Annotated in this window: 17 protein-coding genes, 1 tRNA gene and 3 pseudogenes; 4 read left to right on the top strand and 17 right to left on the bottom strand. The window is 59.3% G+C overall.

Going from position 1 to position 26548, the window contains the following annotated elements; genetic code table 11:
• Positions 1–57: 57 nt before the first annotated feature.
• The 4 genes from ald to BWP39_RS28885 form a co-directional block, all read right to left on the bottom strand.
• The gene (ald, locus tag BWP39_RS28900) at positions 58–1176 is read right to left on the bottom strand and encodes an alanine dehydrogenase (protein WP_096725613.1); all 1119 of its coding nucleotides are present in this window, start codon (positions 1174–1176) and stop codon (positions 58–60) included.
• A gap of 329 nt (positions 1177–1505) precedes the next feature.
• The gene (locus BWP39_RS28895; RefSeq protein ID WP_096725612.1) at positions 1506–2162 is read right to left on the bottom strand and encodes a hypothetical protein; all 657 of its coding nucleotides are present in this window, start codon (positions 2160–2162) and stop codon (positions 1506–1508) included.
• Between the two features lie 25 nt (positions 2163–2187).
• Positions 2188–4392, bottom strand: a complete 2205-nt coding sequence (locus BWP39_RS28890) for an OsmC domain/YcaO domain-containing protein (RefSeq protein ID WP_096725611.1) — start codon at positions 4390–4392, stop codon at positions 2188–2190.
• Between the two features lie 804 nt (positions 4393–5196).
• Positions 5197–6318, bottom strand: coding sequence for a sensor histidine kinase (locus BWP39_RS28885; RefSeq protein ID WP_096725610.1), 1122 nt, complete (start codon positions 6316–6318; stop codon positions 5197–5199).
• 130 nt (positions 6319–6448) lie between these two features.
• Between BWP39_RS28885 and BWP39_RS28880 the strand changes: the two genes are divergently transcribed.
• A complete protein-coding gene (locus tag BWP39_RS28880; protein ID WP_096725609.1) occupies positions 6449–6850 on the top strand; it encodes a response regulator transcription factor in 402 nt (133 codons plus the stop codon).
• Here the strand turns inward: BWP39_RS28880 and BWP39_RS28875 are convergent.
• The 9 genes and pseudogenes from BWP39_RS28875 to BWP39_RS28835 form a co-directional block, all read right to left on the bottom strand.
• A pseudogene (locus BWP39_RS28875) lies at positions 6811–6981 on the bottom strand (3-keto-5-aminohexanoate cleavage protein); the annotation flags it as partial. The gene BWP39_RS28880 and the pseudogene BWP39_RS28875 overlap by 40 nt on opposite strands.
• Positions 6982–7035: 54 nt before the next feature.
• A pseudogene (locus BWP39_RS32425) lies at positions 7036–7266 on the bottom strand (acetyl-CoA carboxylase biotin carboxyl carrier protein subunit); the annotation flags it as partial.
• Between the two features lie 582 nt (positions 7267–7848).
• A complete protein-coding gene (locus BWP39_RS28865; protein WP_096725608.1) occupies positions 7849–9303 on the bottom strand; it encodes an efflux transporter outer membrane subunit in 1455 nt (484 codons plus the stop codon).
• On the bottom strand, positions 9300–10448 hold the full coding sequence (locus BWP39_RS28860; protein WP_096725607.1) for an HlyD family secretion protein: 1149 nt from the start codon (positions 10446–10448) through the stop codon (positions 9300–9302). Before BWP39_RS28860 ends, BWP39_RS28865 begins: the two co-directional genes overlap by 4 nt.
• Positions 10445–12088: an MFS transporter gene (locus BWP39_RS28855; protein ID WP_207557164.1), complete on the bottom strand. Its 1644-nt coding sequence runs from the start codon at positions 12086–12088 to the stop codon at positions 10445–10447. The genes BWP39_RS28860 and BWP39_RS28855 overlap by 4 nt, the downstream gene beginning before the upstream one ends.
• Positions 12089–12177: 89 nt before the next feature.
• Complete coding sequence (locus BWP39_RS28850; RefSeq protein ID WP_096725605.1) at positions 12178–12837, bottom strand: isochorismatase family protein; 660 nt, start codon at positions 12835–12837, stop codon at positions 12178–12180.
• A gap of 203 nt (positions 12838–13040) precedes the next feature.
• Positions 13041–14051, bottom strand: a pseudogene (locus tag BWP39_RS28845) (deacylase).
• Between the two features lie 79 nt (positions 14052–14130).
• On the bottom strand, positions 14131–14874 hold the full coding sequence (locus BWP39_RS28840) for an SDR family oxidoreductase (RefSeq protein ID WP_096725604.1): 744 nt from the start codon (positions 14872–14874) through the stop codon (positions 14131–14133).
• A gap of 137 nt (positions 14875–15011) precedes the next feature.
• Positions 15012–15956, bottom strand: coding sequence for an NADP-dependent oxidoreductase (locus BWP39_RS28835; protein WP_096725603.1), 945 nt, complete (start codon positions 15954–15956; stop codon positions 15012–15014).
• 114 nt (positions 15957–16070) lie between these two features.
• On the opposite strand from BWP39_RS28835, the gene BWP39_RS28830 reads away from it, so the two are divergent.
• On the top strand, positions 16071–16994 hold the full coding sequence (locus BWP39_RS28830; protein ID WP_096725602.1) for a LysR substrate-binding domain-containing protein: 924 nt from the start codon (positions 16071–16073) through the stop codon (positions 16992–16994).
• A gap of 8 nt (positions 16995–17002) precedes the next feature.
• Here BWP39_RS28830 and BWP39_RS28825 read toward each other — a convergent pair whose 3' ends face one another.
• Complete coding sequence (locus BWP39_RS28825; protein WP_207557162.1) at positions 17003–18094, bottom strand: porin; 1092 nt, start codon at positions 18092–18094, stop codon at positions 17003–17005.
• A gap of 457 nt (positions 18095–18551) precedes the next feature.
• Here BWP39_RS28825 and BWP39_RS28820 point away from each other — a divergent pair, with 457 nt between their 5' ends.
• On the top strand, positions 18552–19928 hold the full coding sequence (locus tag BWP39_RS28820) for a lipase family protein (protein ID WP_207557161.1): 1377 nt from the start codon (positions 18552–18554) through the stop codon (positions 19926–19928).
• Positions 19929–20004: 76 nt separating this feature from the next.
• Positions 20005–21579: an FAD-dependent oxidoreductase gene (locus BWP39_RS28815; protein WP_096725601.1), complete on the top strand. Its 1575-nt coding sequence runs from the start codon at positions 20005–20007 to the stop codon at positions 21577–21579.
• 345 nt (positions 21580–21924) lie between these two features.
• Here the strand turns inward: BWP39_RS28815 and BWP39_RS28810 are convergent.
• From BWP39_RS28810 to dnaG, 3 genes are all read right to left on the bottom strand, one after another.
• Positions 21925–22012, bottom strand: a tRNA-Ile gene (locus BWP39_RS28810).
• Positions 22013–22155: 143 nt separating this feature from the next.
• Positions 22156–24564, bottom strand: coding sequence for an RNA polymerase sigma factor RpoD (gene rpoD / locus BWP39_RS28805; protein WP_091012696.1), 2409 nt, complete (start codon positions 24562–24564; stop codon positions 22156–22158).
• Positions 24565–24642: 78 nt separating this feature from the next.
• On the bottom strand, positions 24643–26502 hold the full coding sequence (gene dnaG / locus BWP39_RS28800; protein ID WP_096725600.1) for a DNA primase: 1860 nt from the start codon (positions 26500–26502) through the stop codon (positions 24643–24645).
• Positions 26503–26548: the final 46 nt, after the last annotated feature.

Genomic DNA, 26548 nt, shown 5'->3' with positions numbered 1-26548 from the left:
CGTTTGGCTTAAGCGCGCGGACGGGCAAGCCGCCCGCGCTTCATCGCTACGTGCTCGCTATCCCGCTACGACGGCCTCTGCGTCCTCGCACGTGTAGCCCAACGCTTCGGCAACCTCGGGACAGGTCACCTTGCCAAACGCGACGTTCAGACCGCGACGCAGATGTTCGTCATCGGTGAGTGCCTTGCGCCAGCCCTGGTCGGCAATGTGCAGCACGAACGGTAGCGTTGCGTTGTTCAATGCATAAGTGGATGTGCGTGGCACACCGCCCGGCATGTTCGCGACGCAGTAGTGCACAACCTCGCCGACTTTGTACGTAGGGTCCGCGTGAGTCGTAGGCTTCGCGGTTTCGCAGCATCCGCCCTGGTCGATTGCGACATCGACGATCACGGAGCCCGGGCTCATCGCATCAACCATCTTGCGCGTGACGAGTTTGGGTGCAGCGGCGCCGGGCACGAGCACGCCACCAATCACGAGGTCGGCATCGAGCACGTGTTGTTCGATGTTGTCCTGGTTCGAATACACCGTGATCACGCGTGCGCCCAGCAGCCGGTCCATGCGTCGCAACGCATCGACATTGCGATCGATCACGACAACCTGCGCACCGGTGCCCACCGCCATCTGCGCGGCATTGGTGCCCACCACACCGGCGCCGAGAATCACGATCTTCGCAGAGGGCACACCTGCCACGCCGCCGAGCAGGATGCCCTTGCCGCCGTGCGCACGCTCCAGACAGAACGCACCCGCCTGAATCGACATACGGCCCGCGACCTCGGACATCGGCGCGAGCAGCGGCAATCCGCCGCCGCGTTGCGTGACGGTTTCGTAGGCAATACAGACCGCGTTGCTTTTGATGAGATCGGCGCACTGCTCGGGGTCAGGCGCGAGGTGCAGATAGGTGAAGAGAATCTGCCCGCGGCGCAGCAGCGCGCGCTCGGGCGCTTGCGGCTCTTTCACCTTGACGATCATGTCGGCCGCGGCGAACACCGCTTCAGCGTTCGGCACCACCCGCGCGCCTGCGGCCCGGTACGCGTCGTCGGTTGCACCGATGCCCGCGCCTGCGCCTGTCTCGACGTCCACGCTGTGTCCATGCGCGACGATCTCACGCACGGAAGGTGGCGTCAGGCCAACGCGGTACTCGTGGTTCTTGATCTCCTTCGGAACGCCTATGTGCATATTGCCTCCTGGATGGGACTGCATCTCTGCCGCGAAACAAGCTGATGCGTCAGACGCTCAGCAAAATCGGCTAGCGTTGGCCAGGGAGGCAACGACGACGCTAATGCACGCAGGCTGGATCACAGGAAACGATCGGCACCGGAGGGAAATGCATGCGGAGAATCTAGCGTGATGTAGATGCCATGTCCGGCTTCTAGTAGTGGTTTGCACAATACTATCGACAGCATGGCAGTAGTTGTTAATGTAATTGCGGTTGGTTTTAGTTGAAAAGCCTGAGGAAGGCGACATGCGTTTTTACGTTGCAACGCAATATCGCGGGTCATTCGCGACTATGGTCCGACCCAGTTCCCGATGTTGTCCTCGCAATCCTTCCAGAGCCGCATCGGGTCACGATGCTGCGGATAGTGCACGTCAAGCCATGTCGACAATCTCGGTCGATCTGGATGGTTCGTGCCGGTTTGCGCAGACCAGGTCGACGACCGCTCGAGAATCTCTCCACTCTCGCGATCGCGCACCAGCACACTGCCGAGTCCACTCGTACTATTCGACTGTGACTCCACCGCGTAACGCGGCAGAATCCTCAGTTCGGCATCCTGCGCCCATCCGTATACGGCGCGCACAACGCCGGCTGGATCGCGTAGCTCGATGGGACCGCTTGCGGGACGAACGGCTGCCCATCCCTCTGGGAATTCAACGACGATCTCGTTCTGGCCTTCCCTGACCCATTTGACGCGCCACGCGCGCTTCATCGCCTCGCGTACGCTGGACACCGACGTGTAGCCAGGAGGTAGTTCGATCGCAGCAGGCAGCGTAATGAGGTTGTCTTTCCAGAGCTTCGATTCTTCATCGATGCGCTCTACTTTTTCGAACGCGCCATCTTCGAACGGATTCGCCGAACGGCTTTGTGGTGCGGTGCTCGTCTGCGGCAGTCCCTCGAAAAGACGCTCGGCGTCCTGACGAGTGCGCTTGGGTTTTGCGTTTTTCATTGAATGTCCCACTGAACTCGTCGACCTAACTCGCTGTAGCCGTTACATCGGCCCGCGCCTTGTGCAGTTTCCTGTAACTGTCGATCAGGCGGTGGTGCCTGTCGAGACCCTCGAGTTTCATACTCGTTGGCGTGAGCCCATAGAAGCGCACGCTGCCGTCCACCGATCCCATTACCGCGTCCATCCGGGCATTGCCAAACATGCGACGGAAGTTGACCGCGTAGTCGTCCAGTTCCAGGTCGTCATCGAGCAGCACCTCCAGCACCACGTTCAAGGCCTGGTAAAACAATCCGCGCTCGACCGAGTTGTCGTTGTACTGCAGGAACGCACCCACCAGCTCTTGCGCCGCCTCAAATTGCTGCAAGGCCAGATGAATCAGCAGCTTCAACTCGAGAACGGTTAGCTGCCCCCAGTTCGTATTCTCGTCAAATTCGATGCCGATCAAAGTGGCGATATCGGAGTGCTCATCGAGATCGCTGTTCTCCAGCCGCTCCAGCAATGCTGCCAGACCTGCATCGTCCAGAAGATGCAGGTTCAGAATATCGGTGCGGAACAACAGCGCCTTGTTGGTGTTATCCCAGATCAAATCCTCTACCGGGTAAACTTCCGAATACCCGGGCACCAGAATCCGGCAGGCCGTGGCGCCCAGTTGGTCGTACACCGCCATGTACACCTCTTTGCCCATGCCTTCGAGAATCCCGAACAACGTTGCGGCTTCCTCGGCATTGGAGTTTTCACCCTGGCCAGAAAAGTCCCACTCAACAAACTCGTAATTCGCTTTGGCGCTGAAAAAGCGCCACGACACCACACCGCTGGAATCAATGAAGTGCTCAACAAAGTTATTCGGTTCGGTCACGGCGTTACTGACAAAGGTCGGCTGAGGCAAATCGTTCAGGCCTTCAAAGCTGCGCCCTTGTAGCAATTCCGTCAGGCTTCGTTCCAGCGCCACCTCGAAGCTTGGGTGAGCGCCAAACGAGGCAAAGACACCGCCTGTCCGCGGGTTCATCAAGGTCACGCACATCAGCGGGTAAGTCCCACCCAGCGATGCATCCTTCACCAGCACCGGAAAGCCCTGCTCTTCTAACCCCCGAATTCCGGCGAGAATGCCAGGGTATTTCGCCAGCACTTCGTGCGGCACATCGGGCAATGCGATTTCACCTTCGAGAATTTCGCGCTTCACCGCCCGCTCAAAAATTTCCGACAGGCATTGCACCTGCGCTTCGGCCAGCGTATTACCCGCACTCATGCCATTGCTGACGAACAGGTTTTCGATCAGGTTGGACGGGAAATACACGACTTCGCCGTCCGACTGCCGCACAAACGGTAGCGAACAGATACCACGCTGCGTATTGCCGGAGTTGGTGTCGTACAGATGCGAGCCACGCAACTCGCCATCGGGATTATAAATTTCGAGGCAGTACGCATCCAGAATTTCAGCCGGCAGCGCATCCTTGCGACCAGGCTTGAACCAGCGCTCGTCTGGGTAATGTACGAACGCCGCATTGGCAATCTCTTCGCCCCAGAACGCACCCCCATAGAAGTGATTGCAATTCAGGCGCTCGATAAACTCGCCTAACGCCGACGCCAACGCGCTTTCTTTGGTCGCTCCCTTGCCATTGGTAAAACACATCGGCGAGTGCGCATCGCGGATATGCAGCGACCACACATTGGGAACGATATTGCGCCACGAAGCGATTTCAATCTTCATGCCCAGCTCCGCCAACTTGCCCGACATGTTGGCGATGGTTTGCTCCAACGGCAGATCCTTGCCCACGATATAGGTGCTCGCGTCGGAAGCCGGCTTCAACGTGAGCAAGGACTGAGCATCGGCATCGAGGCTCTCTACCTCTTCGATGACAAACTCGGGGCCGGCTTGCACCACTTTCTTGACCGTACAACGCTCAATGGAGCGCAAGATACCCCGGCGATCTGCTTCCTGGATATCCGGTGGTAATTCGACCTGAATCTTGAAGATCTGCTGGTACCGGTTTTCCGGATCAACAATATTGTTCTGCGACAGGCGGATATTCTCGGTTGGAATATTGCGGGTTACGCAGTACAGCTTCACAAAGTAGGCTGCACACAAGGCCGATGAGGCCAGGAAATAATCGAAGGGCCCCGGCGCCGAGCCGTCGCCTTTGTAGCGGATGGGCTGGTCGGACACTACTGTAAAGTCGTCGAACTTGGCTTCGAGACGTAGCTTGTCGAGGAAGTTGACTTTGATTTCCATGGTGAAGCCCTAAAAATGGTGCAGCCGCTATTATCCGTCGCCAGGCGCAGTTCCATCGGTTGTGTTGCGATAGGGTGGCCGGGGCGAGCAAGTCAATCTTGAGTGTGAGGAATTGTCCAACAGAAACCTGGGAGATTCAGACAGAACGTCTGGGATCGTGCTGGAACTGTGTGTGGTGGGCCGGGTGGGAGTCACATCCTCGCTGCGCAAGCTTACCAGATATGGATTTCCTGATATGACCGTATCAGGTTACCCCCAGATCTACCCCCCTAAAACGGCGGAACGTATCGGAACAATCCGCCGGAAAAGAAGAACCCATCCTATCGCTTACAGCGTGACCGACCAGGTCGCCGCATCGCAATATTGCAACCCTTCTCGCCTAGCCTCGAGCGAGAGTTTGCGTGACATCGAAGAGTTGCTCGCCGGGAGGCCTGGAGCGTTGGCAACACCCGCTCGAGCATTTACACAAGATGTTTTGCTGCTGGATATCCAAATCGCGGAGTGTCAATTTGCAGCGACGGATTGAGCATGAAAGACGGTGCAAATTCAGGCAAAGGCCAAGCCTTTCGATGTCGTTTTAAAGGTCAAACGGAGATTCGCTCATTTACATCTCCCTTGTGTCGAAGAATGCAAGGGTGCCGTCGAAGGTCCTGGCATGACTTTCAAAGATCCGGTCGTAGCCGCCTACTGACCGCTTCAGCCGGCCAGGGTCGGCCCTAAGTAGTCACAAGCGTCCTGTGAATCTGCACATTCAAGAACCGTTGCGGGACGACGGGCTGCGATCGTTGAGTTGAACCACGAATTCTAGAGACTGCGTGGCAAGCTCACCGCGAACACCGTTTCCATCTCATCGGACCGCGCATCGATCTCGCCCCCATGGGCCCTTGAAATCTCGCGCGCAATGTAAAGTCCGAGTCCCAGATTGCCATCGGCGTTGTAGGAGTCTTCAGGATTTAGTCCCCGCTGAAGCGGGTCGAAGATCCGATGCAAAGTCATTCGATCGATAGCGGGGCCCTGGTTCCTGACTTCGAAACGAACCTGCCGTTCGTTACCAGTCATGGCCACTCTCACTGGTGCGTCCGGCGCTCCATATTTGATCGCGTTCAACACCAGGTTTCCAAGCAGTTGCTGTAGACGGCGGCCGTCCCAGACTCCTCGACAGTCTCCTTTCGCGTCCAGATCGACACGACTGTCTGGGTGAGCTGCCCGCAACTGATCAAGCTCGTCCGCAAACAGTTTCTCAAGGTCGACGTCAGTGGGCGAGATACTGATCCCTAAACCCAGCCTGGTACGATTGAAATCAAGCATATCGTTCAGCAGAGCCTGCATGCGGGCGCCACTTCGGATGAGGCGAGATGCCGCTACTGATACCTGCTCTCCAGCGTTCAGCACCGTCAGATACTGCGCCGTCATCAGGATAGTCTGCAGCGGGCTACGCATATCGTGCCCGAGCATGCCAAGAAAAAGATTGCGCGCCTGATCCACCTGCGAGCTAAACTGTTTCACCGATTCCGCGAGCGCCTGGTCGATCGCCTCGTTGAAGCGGATGACATCATCCGGATTTGGGGCGTCGGGCAAACATTCGTCAATCCAGAGACGCAGGATGCTGGCCCGTAAGGCACGATACTCGGCAGCTAACTGGTTGATGTCAAACCCGCCTCGCGCCCGTAACAGGGCGTGCGTCTGCGCAGCAGTCTCCGGAGCTCCGATCAGAGAAGGGGCTCTTCCCATCGATTTTTCGGATTGCGCGTCCCTTGTCTGGGCCGTCGACAGGTCCTTCGCCACGGCCAGCAGAATCTGCCGCGCATGGTCACGCAGAGCGAGTGACTTCATGTCCACGGCTGCCTGCAACAGGGTAGCGGCGAACGTCTCCCATTGGACCAGAATCGTTTCCATTTCGCGCAAAATGAAGTCAGCCAATCGCATGCTCGCCCTCACAAAAAGCGGAAAAAAGCAGTATGGCGCATTCACTGAACTCACGTTACGCGAAAATAACTACTTTGGCCCTGCCGGGTCCCAAAATTGCGTGACATGAGAAGCACCCTACAGGAACCCAATGTCCACCGCGAAAGCTGGGCGCTTACTCATAGCCGACGACGACCCGAATTTGCTGGTGGTGTACGTCGTGTTCTTTGAGGCTTACGGCTATGCCATCCAGACAGCTACGAACGGTCTGGACGCTCTCGCTGCGTACCACGCCTGGCGCCCCCACATCGTGATGCTTGATATCGAGATGCCGCATATGGACGGCCGTGCTGTAGCGAGGGAAATCCGGCGGATAAACATCGTCTGCTCGCCATTGCTGCTGGCGGTAACCGCGCTGTCTACACCCATCGACCGGGCCGAATCGCTCAAGGCTGGCTTCGATGATCATTTCGTAAAGCCGGCTCAACTTCCTGCCATTCTGGCTGTGATGGCGTCCCACGAAGGCAGATGCCCCTTGTCGGCTTCCTGCTGACGGAAATGCACATGCATACATGACGCACCCGCGTCGTACGCGCCTTTGGCTTCGCGTGCCATCTGCTCAGGTGTGACTGGAATGTTGAACTGCTTCGGATCGGTGAAGATACCGTTCAGCGCACAGGTGATGACGACGGGGGGTGCTCATGGGTTGTCTCCTTGCATCATGAATATCGACTGGGCTCAGCTGGCCTGCGGTTCCAGCTGCGCGAGAACGTGTTCCGGCGCAACGTGCTCGCCGGCGATCGCGCCGAGCGAGGCGACCGTGCCAGCGAACGGTGCGGAGATGGCGTGTTCCATCTTCATCGCTTCGAGCACCGTCACTGTTTACTCCGCCTCCACCGTCGTATTTTCGTCAACGTTGATCGCAATCACCCGGCCGTTCATCGGTGCTCATAGCACACCGTCGCTTTCGGGCCTGTCGACACTTCGGGTCTCGCCATCGTGTAGGCACGTGCGGTGTGAACCGCTTCGCGTTCATATTGAGCGACGGAGAAAGTGTGAGCGCATGCAGATTGCTGCCTTGCTGCGCTGCCTGCTTGAGCTAAGGAGGCACAGCTTGCTTGCAGGCCTAGGTGCCGAGCACGTTAACGCCGCACATCAGATCAAAGTGCTTCTTCGGCGTGTTTGGCGTAGCGCTCAGGCTGATCACGCTCGCGTTGCTGATCAGCACATCGATGCCGAGTGCCGATTTTCTGGGGTATGGGGTATCTGCGTGGTATTCGGCCAGAACGCATCTACCGGGACATGAAAGTGAACATGATCAGCGTCAGGCATCTCCAACACGGTCCGCCCAAAGCCGGCCAGTGCCAGTATCTAGGTGTAGAAAGGCTGATCTCCGGGCGGGGGTCAATATAGGTACCGCTTAGGCCCGCGCCACTCTTAAGCAGATACCGGTTGAGCGCCTCGAGAAACAAACGGTTGTTCTTCGTCAGCCGGATCGGATCGTTGATGCAGGTCTCTCCCCGATCCACCGAAGTCCGCGGTGTCGAAAGCTCAGCTGCTGTCGCGTGGCGTGCGGAGATAGTCACGCATGTAGACGTTCACCTGAACCATCGTCTCGACACTCCATCCCCCACCTATCGCGTCATACAGCGTCACGCGCGCCACAAGCGTATCGGCTCGCAACTGCACCACACCGAGTTCCGCAGAAAGCAGATTGCGCTGCGCATCGAGCTGATCCAGATAGCCCGCGTAACCTTCGCGGTAGCGATTGGTAGCAATCCGCAACTGCTCGGACAAAGAGTCGCGTTGCGCGATGGCGAGCACCAGTTGCTCATCCAGACGCTGAACTGCTGCGAGCGCTTTCTCCGCCTCGCTGATCGCAGTCAAGGCCGTGCCGCGATACGCAAAGGCGGCTTGATCGCGCTGCGCACCGGCCTTGTCGGCGAGCGCGGTCAGCTTGCCGCCTTCGAACAGCGGCGCAAGAATGCTCCCGCCTATCGACCAGATGTTGAACGGATAGATCTGCTCGGTGCCGAAGGAGCGCCCGAACGAAGCCGCCAGATTGAACTGGGGCAGGAAGTTCTTGCGCGCCACAGCAAGCGACTTATCAGCGGCCGCGAGCTGATATTCCGCTGCGGCGACATCGGGGCGGCGCCTTAACAACCCGGAAGGCAAGGTCTGCGGAATGACCGGCTCGGTCAGTTTGTCGAGCACACCGCCGCGTGGGATATTGCCGGGGAGATCGTCGGTGAGCACGCTCAGCGAATTTTCTGCGCGCGTAATCGCGAGCTTCGTCTGCGGGATGAGCTGCGCCGTCGCATCGTATTCCGACTGCGCCTGCTGCAATTCGAGCCGAGACGAATAGCCGTTCGCAAATTCCGTTTTGGCGAGGCGCAGTGAATTCGCACGCGCGGTGAGCGTGGCCTCGGCGATCTTCAACTGTGCATCGAGGCTAAGCAGCGTGATGTAGCCGCTCGCCGTCGAACTGGCGACCGACAGCCGTGTGGCATCGCGTGCTGCCGCGGTGGCGAGATACGCGTCACGCGCGGCGGCGCGCTGGTCCGCCAGCCGGCCGAACAGATCCACCTCCCATGCCACGTCGATGTCTGCCTGTCCCCTGCCCAGTTCGAGCGGTGTACCACGGGAACTGACGATACGGGAGCGCCCGGCATTGTCGAAAGCGGCATTGAGCGTCGGCAGCAACGCGGCGCGTGCGATCCTGGTGTCTGCGCGCGCCTCGCGCACGCGGCCGACTGCCTTGCCGATATCGCTATTGCTGGCCAGCGCTTTCTCGACGAGCGCGGTCAATACCGGATCGCCGAATTGCCGCCACCAGTCCTTATCCAGCGACATCGTCTGCGGGGCATCGCCTTGCCATGTTGCCGGTTCGACGACGGCGGGCACGGCGGCGACTTTAACCGGCGGTCCCGCACAGGCGGATAGCAGCAATGCAACGCCGAGGCCAGGGACGCAGCTAGAAACGCAACGAAGAACGCGGCGTTTCATTTTTCACCATCGCGCGTATCGACCGCGGTTTCAACCGACATGCCCGGTCGCAACCGCTTGGCCAGTTCCTGTCCCGGATCGACGCTGATGCGGATCGCAATGCGCTGCGCCACCTTGACGAAGTTGCCGGTCGCGTTGTCGGGTTTGATCGCCGCGAATTCCGAACCCGTTGCGGGCGAGATTCTTTCGACATGACCATGCAGCTTCGCGTCGCCGAGCGCATCGACGCGGAATGTCACGGGCTGGCCGGGGCGCATGCGATGCGTCTGCGCCTCCTTGTAGTTGGCCACGATCCAGACGAAGTGCGGGACCAGCGACATCATTTGCGTGCCCGCCGTGACATAGTCGCCGTTGCGCACCCCGACTTCGGAAAGCTGTCCATCGACCGGCGCGCGAATCACCGTGTTCTCGAGATCGACCTGTGCGCTGCGCAGGGCCGCTTTGGCGGAATCGATCGCTGCCTTCAATCCCGGGCGCGCGACCAGCACGGTGCGCACATCTTCGGTACCGATCGAGCGGCCTGCGACGGCCTGTTGCAGCGCGGCCTGTGCCGCGAGCAATGCGGCGCGGGTCTGGTCGTACTCACGCTTCGAAAGCGAGCCGTCCTTGACGAGCGCATCTGCGCGGCGCATGTCGGCTTCGGCACGGACCTGCTGCGCACGCGCGGCGGCAATGTTCGCATCCTGGCTGTGCGTCGCCAGTTCGCGCGAGCGTTGCGATTGCGCGGAATTATCGAATGCCGCCTGCTGTGCCTCAAGATTGGCCTGGGCTTGCGCAACCCTCGCCGCATAGATGCGGTCGTCGACGGTGACGAGAATCTGCCCGGCTTTCACCTCCAGGAAATCGTCGACCGGCACGCTCGTGACATAGCCGCTCACCTGCGAACTGATGGTCGTCACGAATCCACGCACATAGGCATTGTTGGTATCTTCGAAGGGCCCGGCGAAGGGCGGCAGACGCCACGCGCGCAGGACCACACCGATCGCACACAGCGCGAGCACGACGATGATGATGACCGTCAGCCGGCTTTTCTTCGGCGGATGCCAGCCGCCCGGCTCAACCGCTACGGCAGGAGCGGCTGCGGGAGAAGCATTGGTCGGTGTTGGGCTATTGTCTGCAGGCACATCTTTTTTTGGTTCGTTCATTCCGGGCTCTTCCTGTTCGCCTGGACCTGTTGTGCCTTCATCATTTGTTGCTGGAGAAGGACGAGCGGTGAGACTTCGCGACGTCGCCACATCAACCACTGGATGACCACACCCCAGACAACGGTCACGCTAGCCAGTACACCCACCAGCAGGAATACGTCGTTGTAAGCCAGCACATTCGCTTCGCGTATCACGCGTTGCGACAGACGCGCCACGCCTGCGTGCATCTGCGCGGCAACCACCGGGTTACTCATGACGAGAGACTGAACGAGTTCGTTCGAATGAAACCGTTCGCGAATCGTCTGAAAAGTACCGAGCAGGGTGCTGCCAACAATCCCCCCGACGCTCTGGCTGATGTTGAACACGACGACGAAGCTCACCAGATAATTCTGGCCACCTGCCAGCACCATCCGCGAAGAGATGATCACCATCGCCCGCCCGAGGAACACGAGCGAGGCGAAGCCGATCAATCCCTGGCTAAGATAGAAATTTTCCGGCCGCGACAGGTTGGTTGCGCCCGCATCCATGAACGCACCCATCGCGATCAACGCGGCCGCCACGGTGATCGGTTTGCCGGGATTCGTTGGATCGAGGGTCAGCGCACTGAAGACAATGCTGGCGATCGAGGCCACGAGGATGATCGTATTGAGCGTGATCATCTGGTCGTTGAGCATGCCGAACAGCGCGAGCAAACCGACCGAGCCAAAGGTTTGCTCGGAGAGGAGGATGCGGATTGCCGCCGCGATCAGCATGATGCGGGCAACTTCGCGCGTGCCCAGCCAGCGCGTATTGATCAGCGGATTGACGCGATAGTGCTCGATGATCAGGCCCGCGGTGATCAGCGCGATGCTGCCAGCGAGCGCCCAGCCCAGCCAGACGCGCTCGGTCCACCACTCGATCCGGCCTTCGGAGAAGATCGCCACGAATAGTGCGAGCCCCGACCCCAACACGGCGAGAGTCAGGAAGTCGGCGGGCTCGAATACCTTGCGGCGCTCGCTCGGCGGTAACGGCAACATCATCACGGCCGCGAGCGTCGCCACCGCCATACCGAGTTCGAACCAGTTGAGCCGATGCCAGTTGCCTGTTTCCAGCAGCCCGGGCGACAGGACGCGTGCGAGCGGCGTCGCAAGCTGGGGAACACTGATGCCGATCAGCATGCCGTGCATTCTTTTCGCTGCGGGCATCGACTGCATCAGATAATAAAGGCCCATCGACGAAAGTCCGGCTGCAGAGATCGCGCTGATAGCCCGCACCGCCACCGCCGACCAGAATCCCTGCGCGAACGCATCCAGCAGGGCGAACACCGTGTAGGTGACAAGCAGGGAGGTGACGAAGCGTCGCAAGCCGAACTGCTGGCGAAATTTCACGAGAACCAGATTGGCGCTCGCATAGACCATGAAGTAGGCCGCAGTGAGCCAGGTCACTTCATCGCTGTATAGACCGAGCGTCCCCTGCGCGTAATTGAGGTTCACCGAGACCAGCCCGTTGCCAAGACCCTGAGTAATGCAGATCAGGCAGCCGATCGCGAAATAAGCATAGCGCCTCGGCGCTGGATGATCGGGGCTGGCAGGGCTACCCAGTATCATCGGCCGTTCGTACGGCTTTAATGCGTAGTCGCTTTCTTCAAGACGGGTAGACAAGCAATTCTCCCTGATTTACTGATTACCCGATCTGCGCAACGCCATAAATATCCCATCTCTCGACATCGGCCGGGAGATGGGAAAATAGCCTACAAACTGGATGATTTGATGCCGTAGTAGAAATCGTTCAGATTGGACCAACCATTAGCGTGATCAGAAATGATCTTGACGAGACCTCCGGCCGTGCGTGCTTTCTCCGGATCAGCATAATTCCAGTTCGATTGCAATTCAGACAGGAGTGTCAGCCACGACACCACGGTTGCTCCGGCCTGCTGCATGCGAGTCAGCGCATTTCTCACGGAAACCGGATCTGATCCACCTGATGCATTTTCCACAACGTACACTTCGTATCCGTCTTTCAACGCATGCAAGGTAGTCATGAGGACGCAAACATCTGTCATGATCCCTGCGATAACGATCTTTTTCCTGCCTGTCGCCTTGAGAGCAGCAGACACTTCACTGTCGTTAAGTGAGTCCATATCGGCCAGTTTTCGATTCACCATCTGGCAATCCTTGACCACTTCCAGCAACTGCGGTATCAGCGGGCCGCTGATACTGTCGTCGGGGGTCTTCGATATGACGATAGGCAGGTTATAAACTCTGGCGGTCCTGGCAAGCGCAACGACTCCATTCTTGATATCCGTTCGATCGCCGTGGCATACCTGAATAAATCCAAGGTTATGATCGACCAGCAAGACTGCGCAATTTTCGGGTGTTAATGCGCCGAAACGCTCTACGTTATTACTCATTAGACTCTCCAGAAAAATCGGGTAATTCTCGGACCTTCTTGCACAACAACTTCAGGCGCGCCTGTTGGGACGTCGTGTACACCAATAAGCACATGTGATCTCGTGGTGGCTACCATCAGGCTGTGGAACACAGTCGGCCTGCCCCATCTGGCATGCGAGGCAAGGAACCGGAAAATCGCGACGCAAGATCCCCGGCAATGACATCAGTCGTACTCCGAATCGTGATCGACGAGATGGAACAGGCAGCCACCGCGCCGCGCTGCACTACGCCACAACCTGCGTGCGCTCGCAGGCCACTTCGCCGTCGCCGCCGGACTGCACGGTAAAGGGCTCGCACAATGACGTGCTGGAAGAGTGAATACGTGCCACCCTTTGCCCCTTGACGAGCGGCTCGGACAAGCCATCGTCGTACGCACACACCGGGTGGAACCTTCGACACACAGGAAGCGTGTCTGTGTGGGCGGTTGTGCAGGTACAAGCGGGCCGTGCAGCACGCCAATGAAACCAAGAAAGTGCAGAAGGTCATCGTGCCCGTCGCGAATCAGCTCGGCACTCGACATTCCCGCGCCGCCCAGTTCGGCGAGAATCGAAATCGCCCCTTGCCTGCCTGCGGCTGCCAGACTGATCACTGCATCTGACGCACGCAGGAACGCCTTCGGCAAACCGGATGCGGCGAGCGACGTCTTCACGCGCATAGTCTCTTCACGCTCGCGCGGTTCGACCGCAAACATGTTCGCGGCGTCGTACAACAGCGAACTGCCACCCGAATGCAGATCGACGAGATAGTCCGCACGCTTGAGCAACGTGTGTTCGATGCAACGGGCGATCAGCTGCGCTGGCGTACCGGTGGCATTGTCCGGAGAGCGCTGCTTCAGGTTGCCTTCGTCGAGCGGTGCCGTATGCGTGTCCGCGGTAGCAGCCGGAAAGTCCGCTATCGGCAGCAGGATCAGCTGGCCGCGCACGTGTTGCATGTCGATCTCGCGAATCAGTTGTGACACGATGATCTGGCTTTCGTACTCGTCACCGTAATTGCCTGCCATCACGAGCACAACCGGCCCCTCGCCGTTGCGGATCGACGCGACCAGAATCGGAAAGCCGCCGTAGGTCGAGCGATGCACGGCATGCGGCAGACGTAGATAGCCCAGGTGCTTGCCGGTTGCGTCGAGATCGATCTCGCTGTGGGTGGGGTTGGTTGCCGGAATGGGAGTGGTCATGTCATTACCTGTTGCCTGAGAGGAAAGCGAAAGGAATGCTTCAGATCATCGGATCCGCCGTTTGATTATCCGCCGGGAATCAGGCAAGGCCACCGTCGACATTCAGGGTGGCGCCGCTGACATAATTCGCATCCGGGCCTGCCAGGAACGCTACCGCTGCGGCAATCTCCTCCGGCTGACCATATCTACCGAGCGCCGTCATCTTCGCGACCACCGGTGCAAAATCGGATGTCTCGGGATTGGCATCGGTATTGATGGGACCCGGCTGCACCACGTTCACCGTGATGCGGCGTGCGCCGAGATCGCGTGCCCATGCACGCGTATACGCAGCCACCGCGGCCTTGGTCGCCGCGTAGTCCCCGAACCCCGGAAACGGCGTGGACTCCGCCACTGTGGAGCCGATCGAGATGATTCGACCGCCGTCGGACAACAGCGGAACAGCCGTTCGTACGGCAGTGACTACCCCGTCGATGTTGATTGCCTGCTGACGATCGAACGACGCCAGATCTGCATTTGCATCGTCTACGGGGCCCGTAATGAAGACCGCCGCGCTGTTCACCAGAATGTCCAGTTTCCCGAAGTACTCGTGAACCTGCCTGATCAGTCCAGCAACCTGCCCGCGATGGCCCTGATCCGCCCGCACACTGAACGCCCGTCGACCGAGCGACTCGATCTCCGCCACAACAGTCGCCGCTTTGGCAGGCGACGAGGCATAGCTGATCGCGACATCAGCGCCATCCGCAGCCAGCCGTTTCGCGATCGCCGCACCGATTCCGCGCGAACCGCCAGTGACCAGTGCAACCTTACCAAGTAGGTCTGACATCGTGCTTTCCTATCGAATTGTGTGAAAAATTTGGCTTCTAATTCATCATTTGCAGTCCTCTATATGAGGATCGGCAAATGCGATTGCGTGGAATTTGTGCAGCGCTGTGTTATGGCGATGAACCGGCTTCTGCCCTTTCACATGACAATCACTGTCTTCCCGCGAGCACCGCCCGTCCTGCTGGCTTCCAGTGCGATCAGCGCCTGAGCCAGCGGAACCTCTCTTTCAACTTCAACCTTCATCTGTCCCGACGCAACCGCGGTCAGCACGATGGCGAGATCCTTTGTCGTCGGGTTGACCTCGAAGTTACCGCCTCTGATCCAGCACGAGGCAAGCTCGTTTTCGCGCGCCGCTCCGACCGTACTCAGCGCGATGCCACCGGCCCGCACATGCTCCACGTGCTGCGCGAAGACCGGTGCCTCACTGACGAGATCGACCAGTCCGTCGACGCCGTTGACGAAATGACCGTCGAGCCACTCGACGACCGGTTGCGCGCGGTAATCGATGAGCGCCGCGACACCGAGCGCGCGCAGATGTGCATGCGCATCCGGCGCGGCCGTTGCTATGACCCGCAGTCCTTTCATGACCGCCAGCTGGATCAGGAACATGCCGACTCCACCCGTGGCGCCGACAATCAGGACCTTGCTCCCGGGCGCAAGGTCGAGGCGCCGGCTGAGCTGAAGCGCTGTGATGCCGGCTGTCGGCAGCGCCGCTGCGCAACCCGGGCCGAGCGACGCGGGGTAAGTGGTGAGCACCGCGTCCTCGTGGACCGCTGCGTACTCCGCATAGCTGCCACCCCCTACGTACCCGAAAAGAAACCGGCCCACCACGCGGTCGCCGATCTTGAAACGCTGCACTCCCCGCCCGACCGCCTCTACGACACCGGCCCCATCGACACCCAGCACGAGCGGGAATACGTGCGGCAACCGCCCCTCGAATTCGCCGTCCCCGATCCTCCAGTCGATCGGGTTGACGCCGCTGGCCTCCAGTCTCACGAGCACCTGACGTGCTCGAGCAACGGGTACCGGCAGTTCCATGTGTTGTGGCCGGGTTCGCAGCGCGTCGAGCGCAATTGCATGCATTACCGTCGTCCTCGTGGTCTGGCCTCTTTGAACTGGAATGCAGATTATTCGAATATCAATCGGATATCTAGCTGCTAAAATCGGACGTAATGTTATCTAGAATCGGACAATCAAATGTCGACCAGCGCAGTTTTGAGCGACCTGAACGATCTTCGTTATTTCGCCATGGTGGTCGAGAACGGCGGGTTTTCCGCCGCCGAGCGTGTTTCCGGTGTGCCTAAATCGCGACTTAGCGCCCGACTCGCCGCACTTGAGCAAAGACTCGGGGTGCGGCTCCTGCAACGCACGACCCGGCATGTATCGCTGACCGAAATCGGCGCGCAGTTCTTCTCTCATTGCCAGGGGCTACTGGCCGAGGCACAGGCGGCGCAGGACGTCGTCGACATGGTGAGCAGTACTCCGCGCGGCCTCGTGCGTATCAGTTGCCCCATTCTGGCAACACACGTGTATCTCGCGCCGTATTTGCCGCAATTCATTGCGCGCTATCCGCATGTGTCGGTACACGCGCTATCGCTCGACCGGCCAGTCGATCTCAGGACGGAACCCGTCGATATTGCCTTGCGTATCAGACTTCCGGAGCACATGGATCCCGACGTCGTGACCAAGCCGCTCGGCGTCAGCAGGCGCATCCTGGTCGCCAGCCCTCGATATCTGGCGAGCATCGAGCCTCCCGAACACCCGGCAGCACTAGCGGGGCTCAGAACGCTTCATTACGCCGTCACGGACGCCCAGGACTGGACGCTGCATGCAACGTCCGGCGAGCAGGCGATCGTCAAGCATCGTCCCGTACTCGCGAGTACCGATTTTGAAACGGTCGTGCAAGCGACCATGCAGGGGCTCGGAATCGCGATGTTGCCGGACGTAGGATGCCTGGCCGCGTTGGCCAGGGACCAGTTGCAAGTCGTACTGCCAGAGTGGAGCGCACCGGAACTGGTAGTCCATCTCGCCTTTCTGACGCGGCGCGGCATGCTGCCGTCGGTGCGGGCGCTGATCGATTTTCTGTCGGAGAGTCTTCCGCTCGTCGAGATCCGGAAATAACGATCCTGTCAGAACGTATGGCGAATGCCGATATTGACACCGGTAGTCGACCCAGGCGCTTCGTGTAGTGCGTCGTTGATGGACAGTCCCGTGTTCATCTTGCCGTGGTTATTGACGAAAGCGGCCTGCGCGTAAAGCGCGGTCCTCTTGGACAGGAAATATTGCGTGCCAAGTCCCGCCAGGATCGAATGATTGGTCGTGTTGTTGCCGTCGCGGGTGTACCAGACGCCGGCGTCAACATTCAGCGCGGGCGTGACAAGATAGCTGAAACCACCCTCATAGACTCGGCTGTCGAACGAACCCGCAATCTTGAGGTTGATGTACGCCGCCTTGAGCGTCAGCGCGCCGAATCGATACGATGCGCCTATCGTGCGGCCCGTAAACGCAACGGTGCTCGGCACGGGAACTGTGGCGGCACTCCCACCCGCATTGCCGCTATAGAGCGCGGCATCGATCGTCAAACCGTCGAACTGGTACTTGAGCCGGCCGCTGTACTGCCGCCCCGCCTGAAAGTCGCCCGCCTGACCGCCAAGGGCCATCATGGCGCTACCTTGAAAGCCCGCAATGACCGGGCTCGTATAAGAAATTGCATTCGGGTTGAAGAGACCCGTTGTGTAGACACTACCGACGTAGATCACGGCGCCACTGCCGAAGTACGACACGTCGCGCGCATCCATGTTGATCAGCGAAAGGACGAACGGTGAATATTGCAAGCCTGCCTGCACCGTACCGAATCCCCCCGTCAGACCGACCCACGCCTGACGGCCAAAGAAATTCCCGTTGGAGTTGCTATACGCTCCGGTGCCTGTACTGATCCCGCTCTCCAGGGTGAAAATCGCCTTGACGCCTCCCCCAAGGTCTTCGGCACCCTTGATACCGAATCGCGACGCAGCCGAGCCGCTATCGAGAAACGAGAACTGGTGGCCCGCATTCCCGCCCGTCGCAGGATTCAAGGTCTTGCTCGTGTACAGCAACCCGGCGTCGACGACTCCGTAGAGCGTGACGCTACTCTGCGCATGCGCAACACCACCAGGACTACTCAAGCACACGCTCAGTGCAGCAGCCTTGCCGATCGAGTTCCATCCTCGTTTCATTTTCATCTCGTCTCTCTCCCTTGATTTCGGTCCGAATATTTTCTTTAAGCTGGTAGCTCAACACGTTGCTTGAGTCTTCTGCCGCCTTGCTAGTTCTTGGTCTAGCACGCTATCGAATGAGTATTCACGAGGATGAATCCATAGTGAAAATTATCGATAAGCAATGCAAAATATATTGAATTCTTGTAGGCCAATTTTCTCGGCCTGATTCTCTTCGTCCGCTGTTTGCAGGCCGATCCTAGAGCCGATAACGTGATCCCCCTATATCCATCCCTGCCATTCTATTGACAGAATCTGCCAACCCCGGTGTAGGGAAAACCTGCATTTCCAAGTGATGTATAGCGTCAGGCTTAGGCCATGGGTGGTGGAGTGACTGTTCTCGCCAGGTGGCACAGAGTAAACCATCATTCTTTAAAAATAACATCGTTGTTATGATATTGAAAATAACAATTATGTTACATAAATGACGGGCCTGACTCATTGGGAGCGTGAGATGTCGGAGACAAAAAACGTAGGGCGTCGTTGGCGTGCTGTTGCGAGGCAGCGGGTAGCACTGGTTGCTGCGTCGCTGACGATAATAGGAGCGACGAGTTCAGCGGAAGCACGGGTACCACCCGGCCAGGATCCGTTTTATCAGTACACCGGCAGTACGCCTCTGGCAGACATCAATCCCGGGACGGTACTGAAGACGCGGACCGTTCCGTATCACGTCCTTGGGTTTCCACTGCCGATCAAAACCACCCAGCTGCTGTACCGTTCAACCGGGCAACTCGGGCAGCCGACCGTGAACGTGACGTCCGTGATCCAGCCGGCCCTCAGCATCGGCCCACAGAAACTGATTTCATATCAGTCGTTCTATGACTCACTAAGCCCAAATGACGAACCCTCTTATGCGATCTCGGGTGGACTGACCCTTGGTGGATTGATCCCGAACATCGAGACGGTACTGATCGCACCGTTCCTGCTGCAGGGCTACAGCATCGTGATCTCCGATACCGAAGGCCAGCAGGCCGACCTCGTCGATGGGCGCGAGTACGGTATGAACACGCTCGATTCCCTGCGAGCAACGTTTAACTCGCCAGCGGTTGGCCTGGCCGGTAACACCAAAGTCGTCCTCGTTGGCTACTCCGGTGGCGCGATCGCGACCGAGTGGGCGGCCGAACTGGCCCCCTCCTACGCGCCCGACGTGGACCGGCGCATCATTGGCTCATCGATGGGCGGTGTGCTGGTCGATCCGGCGCGCAACCTGCGCTACATCAATGGCAGCCTGGTGTGGGCGGGGATCATACCGCCCGCACTCATCGGTATCTCACGCGCGTTCAACGTCGATCTCACTCCCTACCTTAACGACCACGGCAAGGCTCTTTTCGGGCAGATGCAGAAGGACTCGCTCCTCAACGTTCTGGCGCAGTATCCCGGACTGACGTGGGCCTCGATAGCGAAGCCGGAGTACCCAACGCCGGAGCAGATCCCGGCGTACGCGAAAATGATGAATGACCTGACCATGGGAACAGGCGGTACGCCGTCAGCACCGATGCTGATTCAGCAAGGTACCGGCGGCGACCTCGTGGGTACGCCAGGAAACCAGCCCGGTATCGGTGCCGGCGATGGCGTCATGATCGCTGGTGACGTCCGGACCCTGGCCCGCGATTATTGCTCGCGTGGGGTCAAGGTTCAGTACGGTGAGACTCCGCTCCTTAGCCATACTCCCGATGCCCTGCTCGTGTGGATTCCCGAAACGCTGCTGTGGGTCAACGCACGGTTCGCGGACCTCACGGCACCGCAAAACTGCGGGCAGATCCCGGTCGGCAATTCTCTAGCCTCGATTCCTGCTCCTTAAGAGCTGCTTCGACCGTCACGCGCAACGATATCCATCATCGTGAGCGCGTGACGGCAGGCGTTTTAGATAAGACACCATGACCCACCAGTACGATTATCTTGTGATAGGGAGCGGCTTTGGCGGCTCTGTCGCCGCCCTCCGGCTGGCGGAAAAAGGCTGGCGTGTGGCGCTGGTCGAACAGGGACGCCGCATCGGTCCCGAGGAAATCAAGGCGGGAAAGAGTGGCTTATCGAAATTGCTCTGGGCTCCCAGGCTCGGGCTGCGTGGTTATTTCGTGCAGCACGTCTTTCGCCACGTCCTGATCGTGGGAGGAGTCGGTGTCGGCGGAGGCAGCATCGTGTGGGGCTCGGTGATGCTGGAACCGAAAGATGCCTTCTACAACGATCCCGTCTTCAAGCGGCTCGGGATTGATATGCGCCGGGAGCTCGCGCCACACTTCAGCACCGCAAGACGCATGCTGGGCGTCGCGACAAATCCCCGCCAGACGCGGCAGGATGAATTGCTCCGGCGCACGGCACGACGCATGGTCTCGGAGTCCAGCTTCGGCCCGGTTCCAAATGCGATCTACTTCGGAACGGCTGGCGAAACAGCACCTGATCCGTACTTCGATGGGGCCGGCCCCGAACGCAAAGGGTGTGTATTCTGCGGCGGCTGCCTGACTGGCTGCGAACACGGATCGAAGAACAGTCTTTACCAGAACTACCTGTATCTCGCAGAGAAGCGCGGCGCGAACATCCTTCCCGAACGTAAGGCCGAGCGCATTGAAGCGTTGTCCGAGGGCGGCTACCGGGTCTCACTGGTCTCACCCGTGTCAGGTCGCACGATCGAGGAAGTCACCGCGGCTAAAGTGATTGTCGCTGCCGGCGTCATCGGAACGCTTCAATTGCTGTTCCGCAACCGGGATACGTATCGCACGCTGCCCGCGATTTCGCAGACTCTTGGACAGACGGTGCGTACCAACTCGGAAGCCATCACGGCGATCCTGCACAAGTCCGACGATGACATCAGCGACGGCACGGCCATATCGACCGATTTTCATCCCGATGCGCAGACACACATCATCCAGAACCGCTTTGACCATGGCTACCGGTTCTTCCGAAGCTACCTGGGACCCATGGTGGACGGGAATCATCCCGGGCGCCGCGCTCTCAGGACATTGAAGTCGATCCTGTGCAATCCCGGCTTGATACGACGCAACATGTTCATGCGTGATTGGGAAAAACACGTGTCGGTGCTCACCGTCATGCAGGACGCCGAGAATGCACTGAGCCTGCGCTATGGTCGCCGCTGGTGGTGGCCGTTCTCGCCTGTGTTGAGCAGCCATATTCCGCCTGGCCAAGCGAGTCCCAGCTACCTGCCCATCGCCAATCGCGCCACGCGGATATTTGCCGAAGAGGCCGGCGGCGTACCGCTGAATGTTCTTTCCGAGTCGCTTGGCGGGAAGTCCACGACCGCGCACATCCTGAGCGGGTGTCCGATGGGTCAATCCGCAGCCGACTCGGTTATCGACGCGCGGCATGAGGTTCACGGCGCGCCCGGCCTTTTTGTGGTGGATGGCTCAAGTGTCCCAGCCAACCTCGGCGTCAACCCAAGCTTGACCATAACCGCCATGGCCGAGCGATTCGCTGCTCTGCAGCCCAGCTTTGAATAGCGCGGCTGGGTATGGAATTTATGTGATCTCCCGCCCCCGATACACACGTCTCTCAAACCCCGCTTACACGGAGCTCAAATTCAGCACCCTGACACCACCGCAACTGACTGACGTTCAGCGAAAGGTAGTCAGCGCGCGACTCATGATCGGAATTTCCGACTCCGGATTCACATTGTGCCGCCGAAGTTGGCGTGAACGTCATTCACTTACCCACCGACAAAGTCACCAGAGCCAGGCCGGACACGGGATTCCTCGACTGCGCACCAAACCAGAAAGCAAAAAACCCGCTATACGCGGGTTTGCAAGTCACTACTGGACTACTCTGGAAGCCAATGTGAATCCCACTGGTGGGCCGGGTGGGATTCGAACCCACGGTGTCATTTCTGAGGCGGATTATGAGTCCGCTGCCTGCAACCAGCACGGCGTCCGGCCCGAAACGAAAAGACCCGGTTGAGTCCGGGTCTGTGTTCATAGACTGCGCGACATCTTACATGAAAAAGGGACCTCCGTGGATCGCTCTGCTTGCGCAAAACGACCGGGAGGTCCCTGTGTCGCAGCGATAACCGCCGCGTACGATCAGTTGCCTTCGAGGAACGACTTCAGCTTGTCCGAACGGCTCGGGTGACGCAGTTTGCGCAGCGCCTTCGCCTCGATCTGGCGAATCCGCTCACGCGTCACGTCGAACTGCTTGCCGACTTCTTCAAGCGTATGGTCAGTGCTCATTTCGATACCGAAGCGCATCCGCAGCACCTTCGCTTCACGCGGCGTCAACGAATCGAGCACATCCTTCACGACGTCGCGCATGCTGGCATGCAACGCGGCATCGGCCGGTGCGACCGTGTTCGTATCCTCGATGAAATCGCCCAGATGCGAATCGTCGTCGTCACCGATCGGCGTTTCCATCGAGATCGGTTCCTTCGCGATCTTCATGATCTTGCGGATCTTGTCTTCCGGCATCTCCATCTTTTCAGCCAGCGTTGCCGGATCCGGCTCAAGACCGGTTTCCTGCAGGATCTGCCGCGAAATACGGTTCATCTTGTTGATCGTTTCGATCATGTGAACCGGAATCCGGATCGTGCGCGCCTGGTCCGCAATCGAACGCGTAATGGCCTGACGGATCCACCACGTCGCGTACGTCGAGAACTTGTAGCCGCGGCGATATTCGAACTTGTCTACCGCCTTCATCAGGCCGATATTGCCTTCCTGGATCAGGTCGAGGAACTGCAAGCCGCGATTCGTGTACTTCTTCGCAATCGAGATCACGAGACGCAGGTTAGCCTCGGTCATTTCGCGCTTCGCCTGACGGGCCTTCAGTTCGCCGGCCGCCATCTGACGGTTGGTTTCCTTCAGGTCCTTCAGCGGCAGCACCACACGCGCCTGCAGATCCAGCAAACGTTGCTGCTGTTCACGGATCGCGGGAATGTTCCGCGTGAGGATCGCGCTGTACGCATGTCCTTCGGCAACGATCTTTTCGGACCATTCGAGATCCGTTTCGCTACCGGGGAAACGCGCGATGAACTCGGCACGCGGCATGCCGCACTTGTCGACGACCGTATGCAGGATCTGACGTTCGACCTGACGCACTTCGTCCACCTGTGCACGCAACGTGTCGCACAGACGCTCGACGGTACGCGCGGTGAAGCGGATGGTCATCAGTTCGTTCTGGATCGTTTCCTGCGCCTTCAGATACGCCTTCGACTTGTAGCCTTCCTTCTCGAACGCGCGACGCATCTTGTCGAACCATTCGCTGATCGACGCGAATTTTTCGAGCGAGGCACGCTTCAACGCTTCGAGCTGGGCCGCGTTGGCCGTAGCCTGCGCGGTGCCGTCGTCGTCTTCCTCTTCCTCTTCGCTGGCTTCCTCTTCTTCAACCTCGTTCTCGATTTCTTCCGCTTCCTGCGCGGAGAAACCATCCGCGTCTGCAGCGTTGTCATCGATGAGGCCGTCGACGAGTTCGTCGATGCGGATTTCTTCGTTCGCGACGCGCTCGGCATTCGCGAGGATTTCCGCGATTGTCGTCGGGCATGCGGAGATCGCCATGACCATGTGCTTCAGGCCATCTTCGATACGCTTCGCGATCTCGATTTCGCCTTCGCGCGTCAGCAGCTCGACCGTGCCCATTTCGCGCATGTACATGCGGACCGGGTCGGTCGTGCGGCCGAATTCAGAGTCGACGGTGGAGAGCGCGACTTCTGCTTCTTCCTCGACTTCGTCGTCGGACGATGCGGCCGGCGCGTTGTCGTTCAGCAGCAGCGTTTCGGCATCGGGCGCCTGTTCATAAACGGCCACGCCCATGTCGTTAAACGTACTGATGATGCCTTCGATCGCCTCGGTCTCGGCAAAATTATCCGGGAGGTGATCGTTGATTTCGGCGTACGTCAGGAAGCCGCGTTCCTTGCCGAGCTTGATCAGCGCGCGCAGTTTCGCGCGACGCTCTTCGAGTTCTTCGGCGGTGCCGGGTTGGGTGGACGCGAACGCATCCTTCAGCAGCGCTTTTTCCTTCGCGCGGCGGTCGCGTGCCTTTGCCTTTTCGACCTTGCCTGGAACCGCGGCGGGTTCCTCGGTTTGGGGTGCGTCATCGACGGATACTTCGTTCAGCTTTTTCGTCATGGAGTTCGCCGTACTGGCTATAGTCTCGACTCGCGGCTGCTGGACAACAGCCGGTTGAACCGTGGATACTGGAGTCTCGCGCGCTGCCGCATCGTCCTGCGCGGCAGCCGCTTCCCTTGCGCTTCTGGAACTCGGCCGCTTCGTAGCCGGTTGCGCGGCTTTCGCCGACGCTTTGGCCACCGGTTTCACAACGCTTTCCGGTGCCGCTCGCGCGGCAGAAGTGGTCGAGGGTTTCTTCCCCGCAGCAGGCGTAACGCTTGTGGCCGACGCTTTTTTCGCGGGAGTAGCGGGTCTGGCCGATGTGACCTTTCTGGTCGGCTCCTCAGAGCCTTTGCCTGTACCTGTCGCTGTCTTTCCGCCTGTAGTCTTTGCCATTGCAATTCGCCTTTTGCCTTGGAAAACAAACCGCTGAAAACCTTTTATTATAGCACCTCGGTTTCAGCCCCTCTCTGCTTACAGCCCGAGCTGACGTTTCATGTCAGCCCGTTTCTGATTCAATTCCGTCAGTTCCACGAATTCTTCGGGGGTATGTTTCGACTGCCGCGACAGCTGTTCGAGCCGGTCGCAGTACGCGTCGTAACGCATCTTCAGGATCGCCGCCTTCAGTTCCTCGCCCGCCAGCCGCTCGTGCTCGCGGCGCTCTTCAGCAATGTTGGTGTCCTCCGGATCCTTTAGCAACAGATCCCGGACGTTTTCATCATAGTCCAGAATTTCGCGAAAGATTTCCTCGAAGGTGGGGGCGTTTTCCCCATTCCGCAACAGGTCCGAAAGCAACTGGAATTCAGCCGCTTCGCCCAGCGCGCGAGCATGCGTGGCCACCTCTTCGAAGAGCTCGCCGTGCCGGGTAATGGTCACCAGCGCGTGCTCAGTATCGTCATCGAGTGTCGCAACAATGCGCGGATGCATAACCAGATTGCGCAACGCCCGCTGCTCGATCCCGGTCACGCTGCGGCGGTCCTTGCGGGCCGGCGCGCTGCGCGCTGCGGCGGCAATCCGCGCATCGACCTCGCACAACGCCGCCACTTCGTCGAACGGCACATCGAGCCGGTCCGCGAACATATGCATGATCTGCGCCCGCAGCGCGTTGGCCGGCAGCGCCTGCAGCAGCGGTTTCGCGTCGAAGAGCGCACGTGCGCGGCCTTCCGGCTGGTCCAGCTCCTTGCCCGCCAGCACTTCGTTCAACATGAACTGCGACAGCGGCATCGCCCGTTCGACCTGTTCGGCGAACCCCTCTGTGCCAAACTCGCGCACAAAGCTGTCCGGGTCGTGCTCGGATGGCAGGAACAGAAAGCGGATCGTACGGTTGTCCGCCGCATGCGGCAAACACGCATCGAGCGCACGCCTTGCAGCGCGCCGCCCCGCCGAATCGCCGTCGAAGCTGAAAATCACCGTCTCGGTCTGGCGCATCAGTTTCTGCACATGAATTGGCGTGCAGGCCGTGCCAAGCGTCGCCACGGCGTTCTGAAAGCCGAGCTGCGCAAGCGCCACCACATCCATGTAGCCTTCGACCACCAGCACGTAATGCTGTTCGCGAATCGCGAGCCGCGCCTCGAACAGGCCGTACAGCTCGCTACCCTTGTTAAATAGCGGCGTTTCCGGCGAATTCAAATACTTGGGCTCACCGCCGTCCAGCACCCGGCCGCCGAAGCCAATCACCTGGCCCTTCACATTGCGGATCGGAAACATGATCCGCTCGCGAAACCGGTCGTAGCGGCGCGCCTCGCCTTGCGTGTCGGCCTTTTCACTGACGATAACGAGCCCCGCTTCGACCAGCGCATCGTCCCGATAGTTGGGGAATGTCGCTTCGAGGCTCTGCCAGCCGTCGGGCGCGTAACCGAGTCCGAAACGGGCCGCGATCTCGCCGGTCAGGCCGCGCTTCTTGAGGTACTCGATTGCGTTCGGCGCCCCGCGCAACTGCTTGCGGTAGAAGTCGCAGGCCACCTGCATCACGTCCGACAACGCCGTCGTCACCGCTTTCGACGCCGCCGGTGCATAGCCACCGCTACCGCGCGCCAGCGATTCCTCACGCGGCACCGTCAAACCCACCGACTGCGCCAGATCGTTGACCGCCTCAGGGAACGTCAGCCCCGCGTGCTCCATCAGAAAACCGATGGCCGTGCCATGCGCGCCGCACCCGAAGCAATGGTAGAACTGCTTAGTCGGACTAACGGTGAACGAAGGGCTCTTCTCGTTATGAAACGGGCACAGCCCCATGAAATTCGCGCCGCCCTTTTTCAGCTGGACGTACTTGCCCACCACGTCGACGATATCGACGCGGTTGAGCAGGTCCTGCAGAAACGAGTGCGGAATCACGTTATACGACGATGCCCTGAAAACAGACAGGCCACGCGGCTCGCCT

This window comes from Paraburkholderia acidicola (genome assembly GCF_002362315.1).
GTDB classification, from domain to species: domain Bacteria; phylum Pseudomonadota; class Gammaproteobacteria; order Burkholderiales; family Burkholderiaceae; genus Paraburkholderia; species Paraburkholderia acidicola.
The sequence above is the reverse complement of the archived record's forward strand: the minus strand, read 5'-3'. Positions and strand labels throughout refer to the sequence as shown.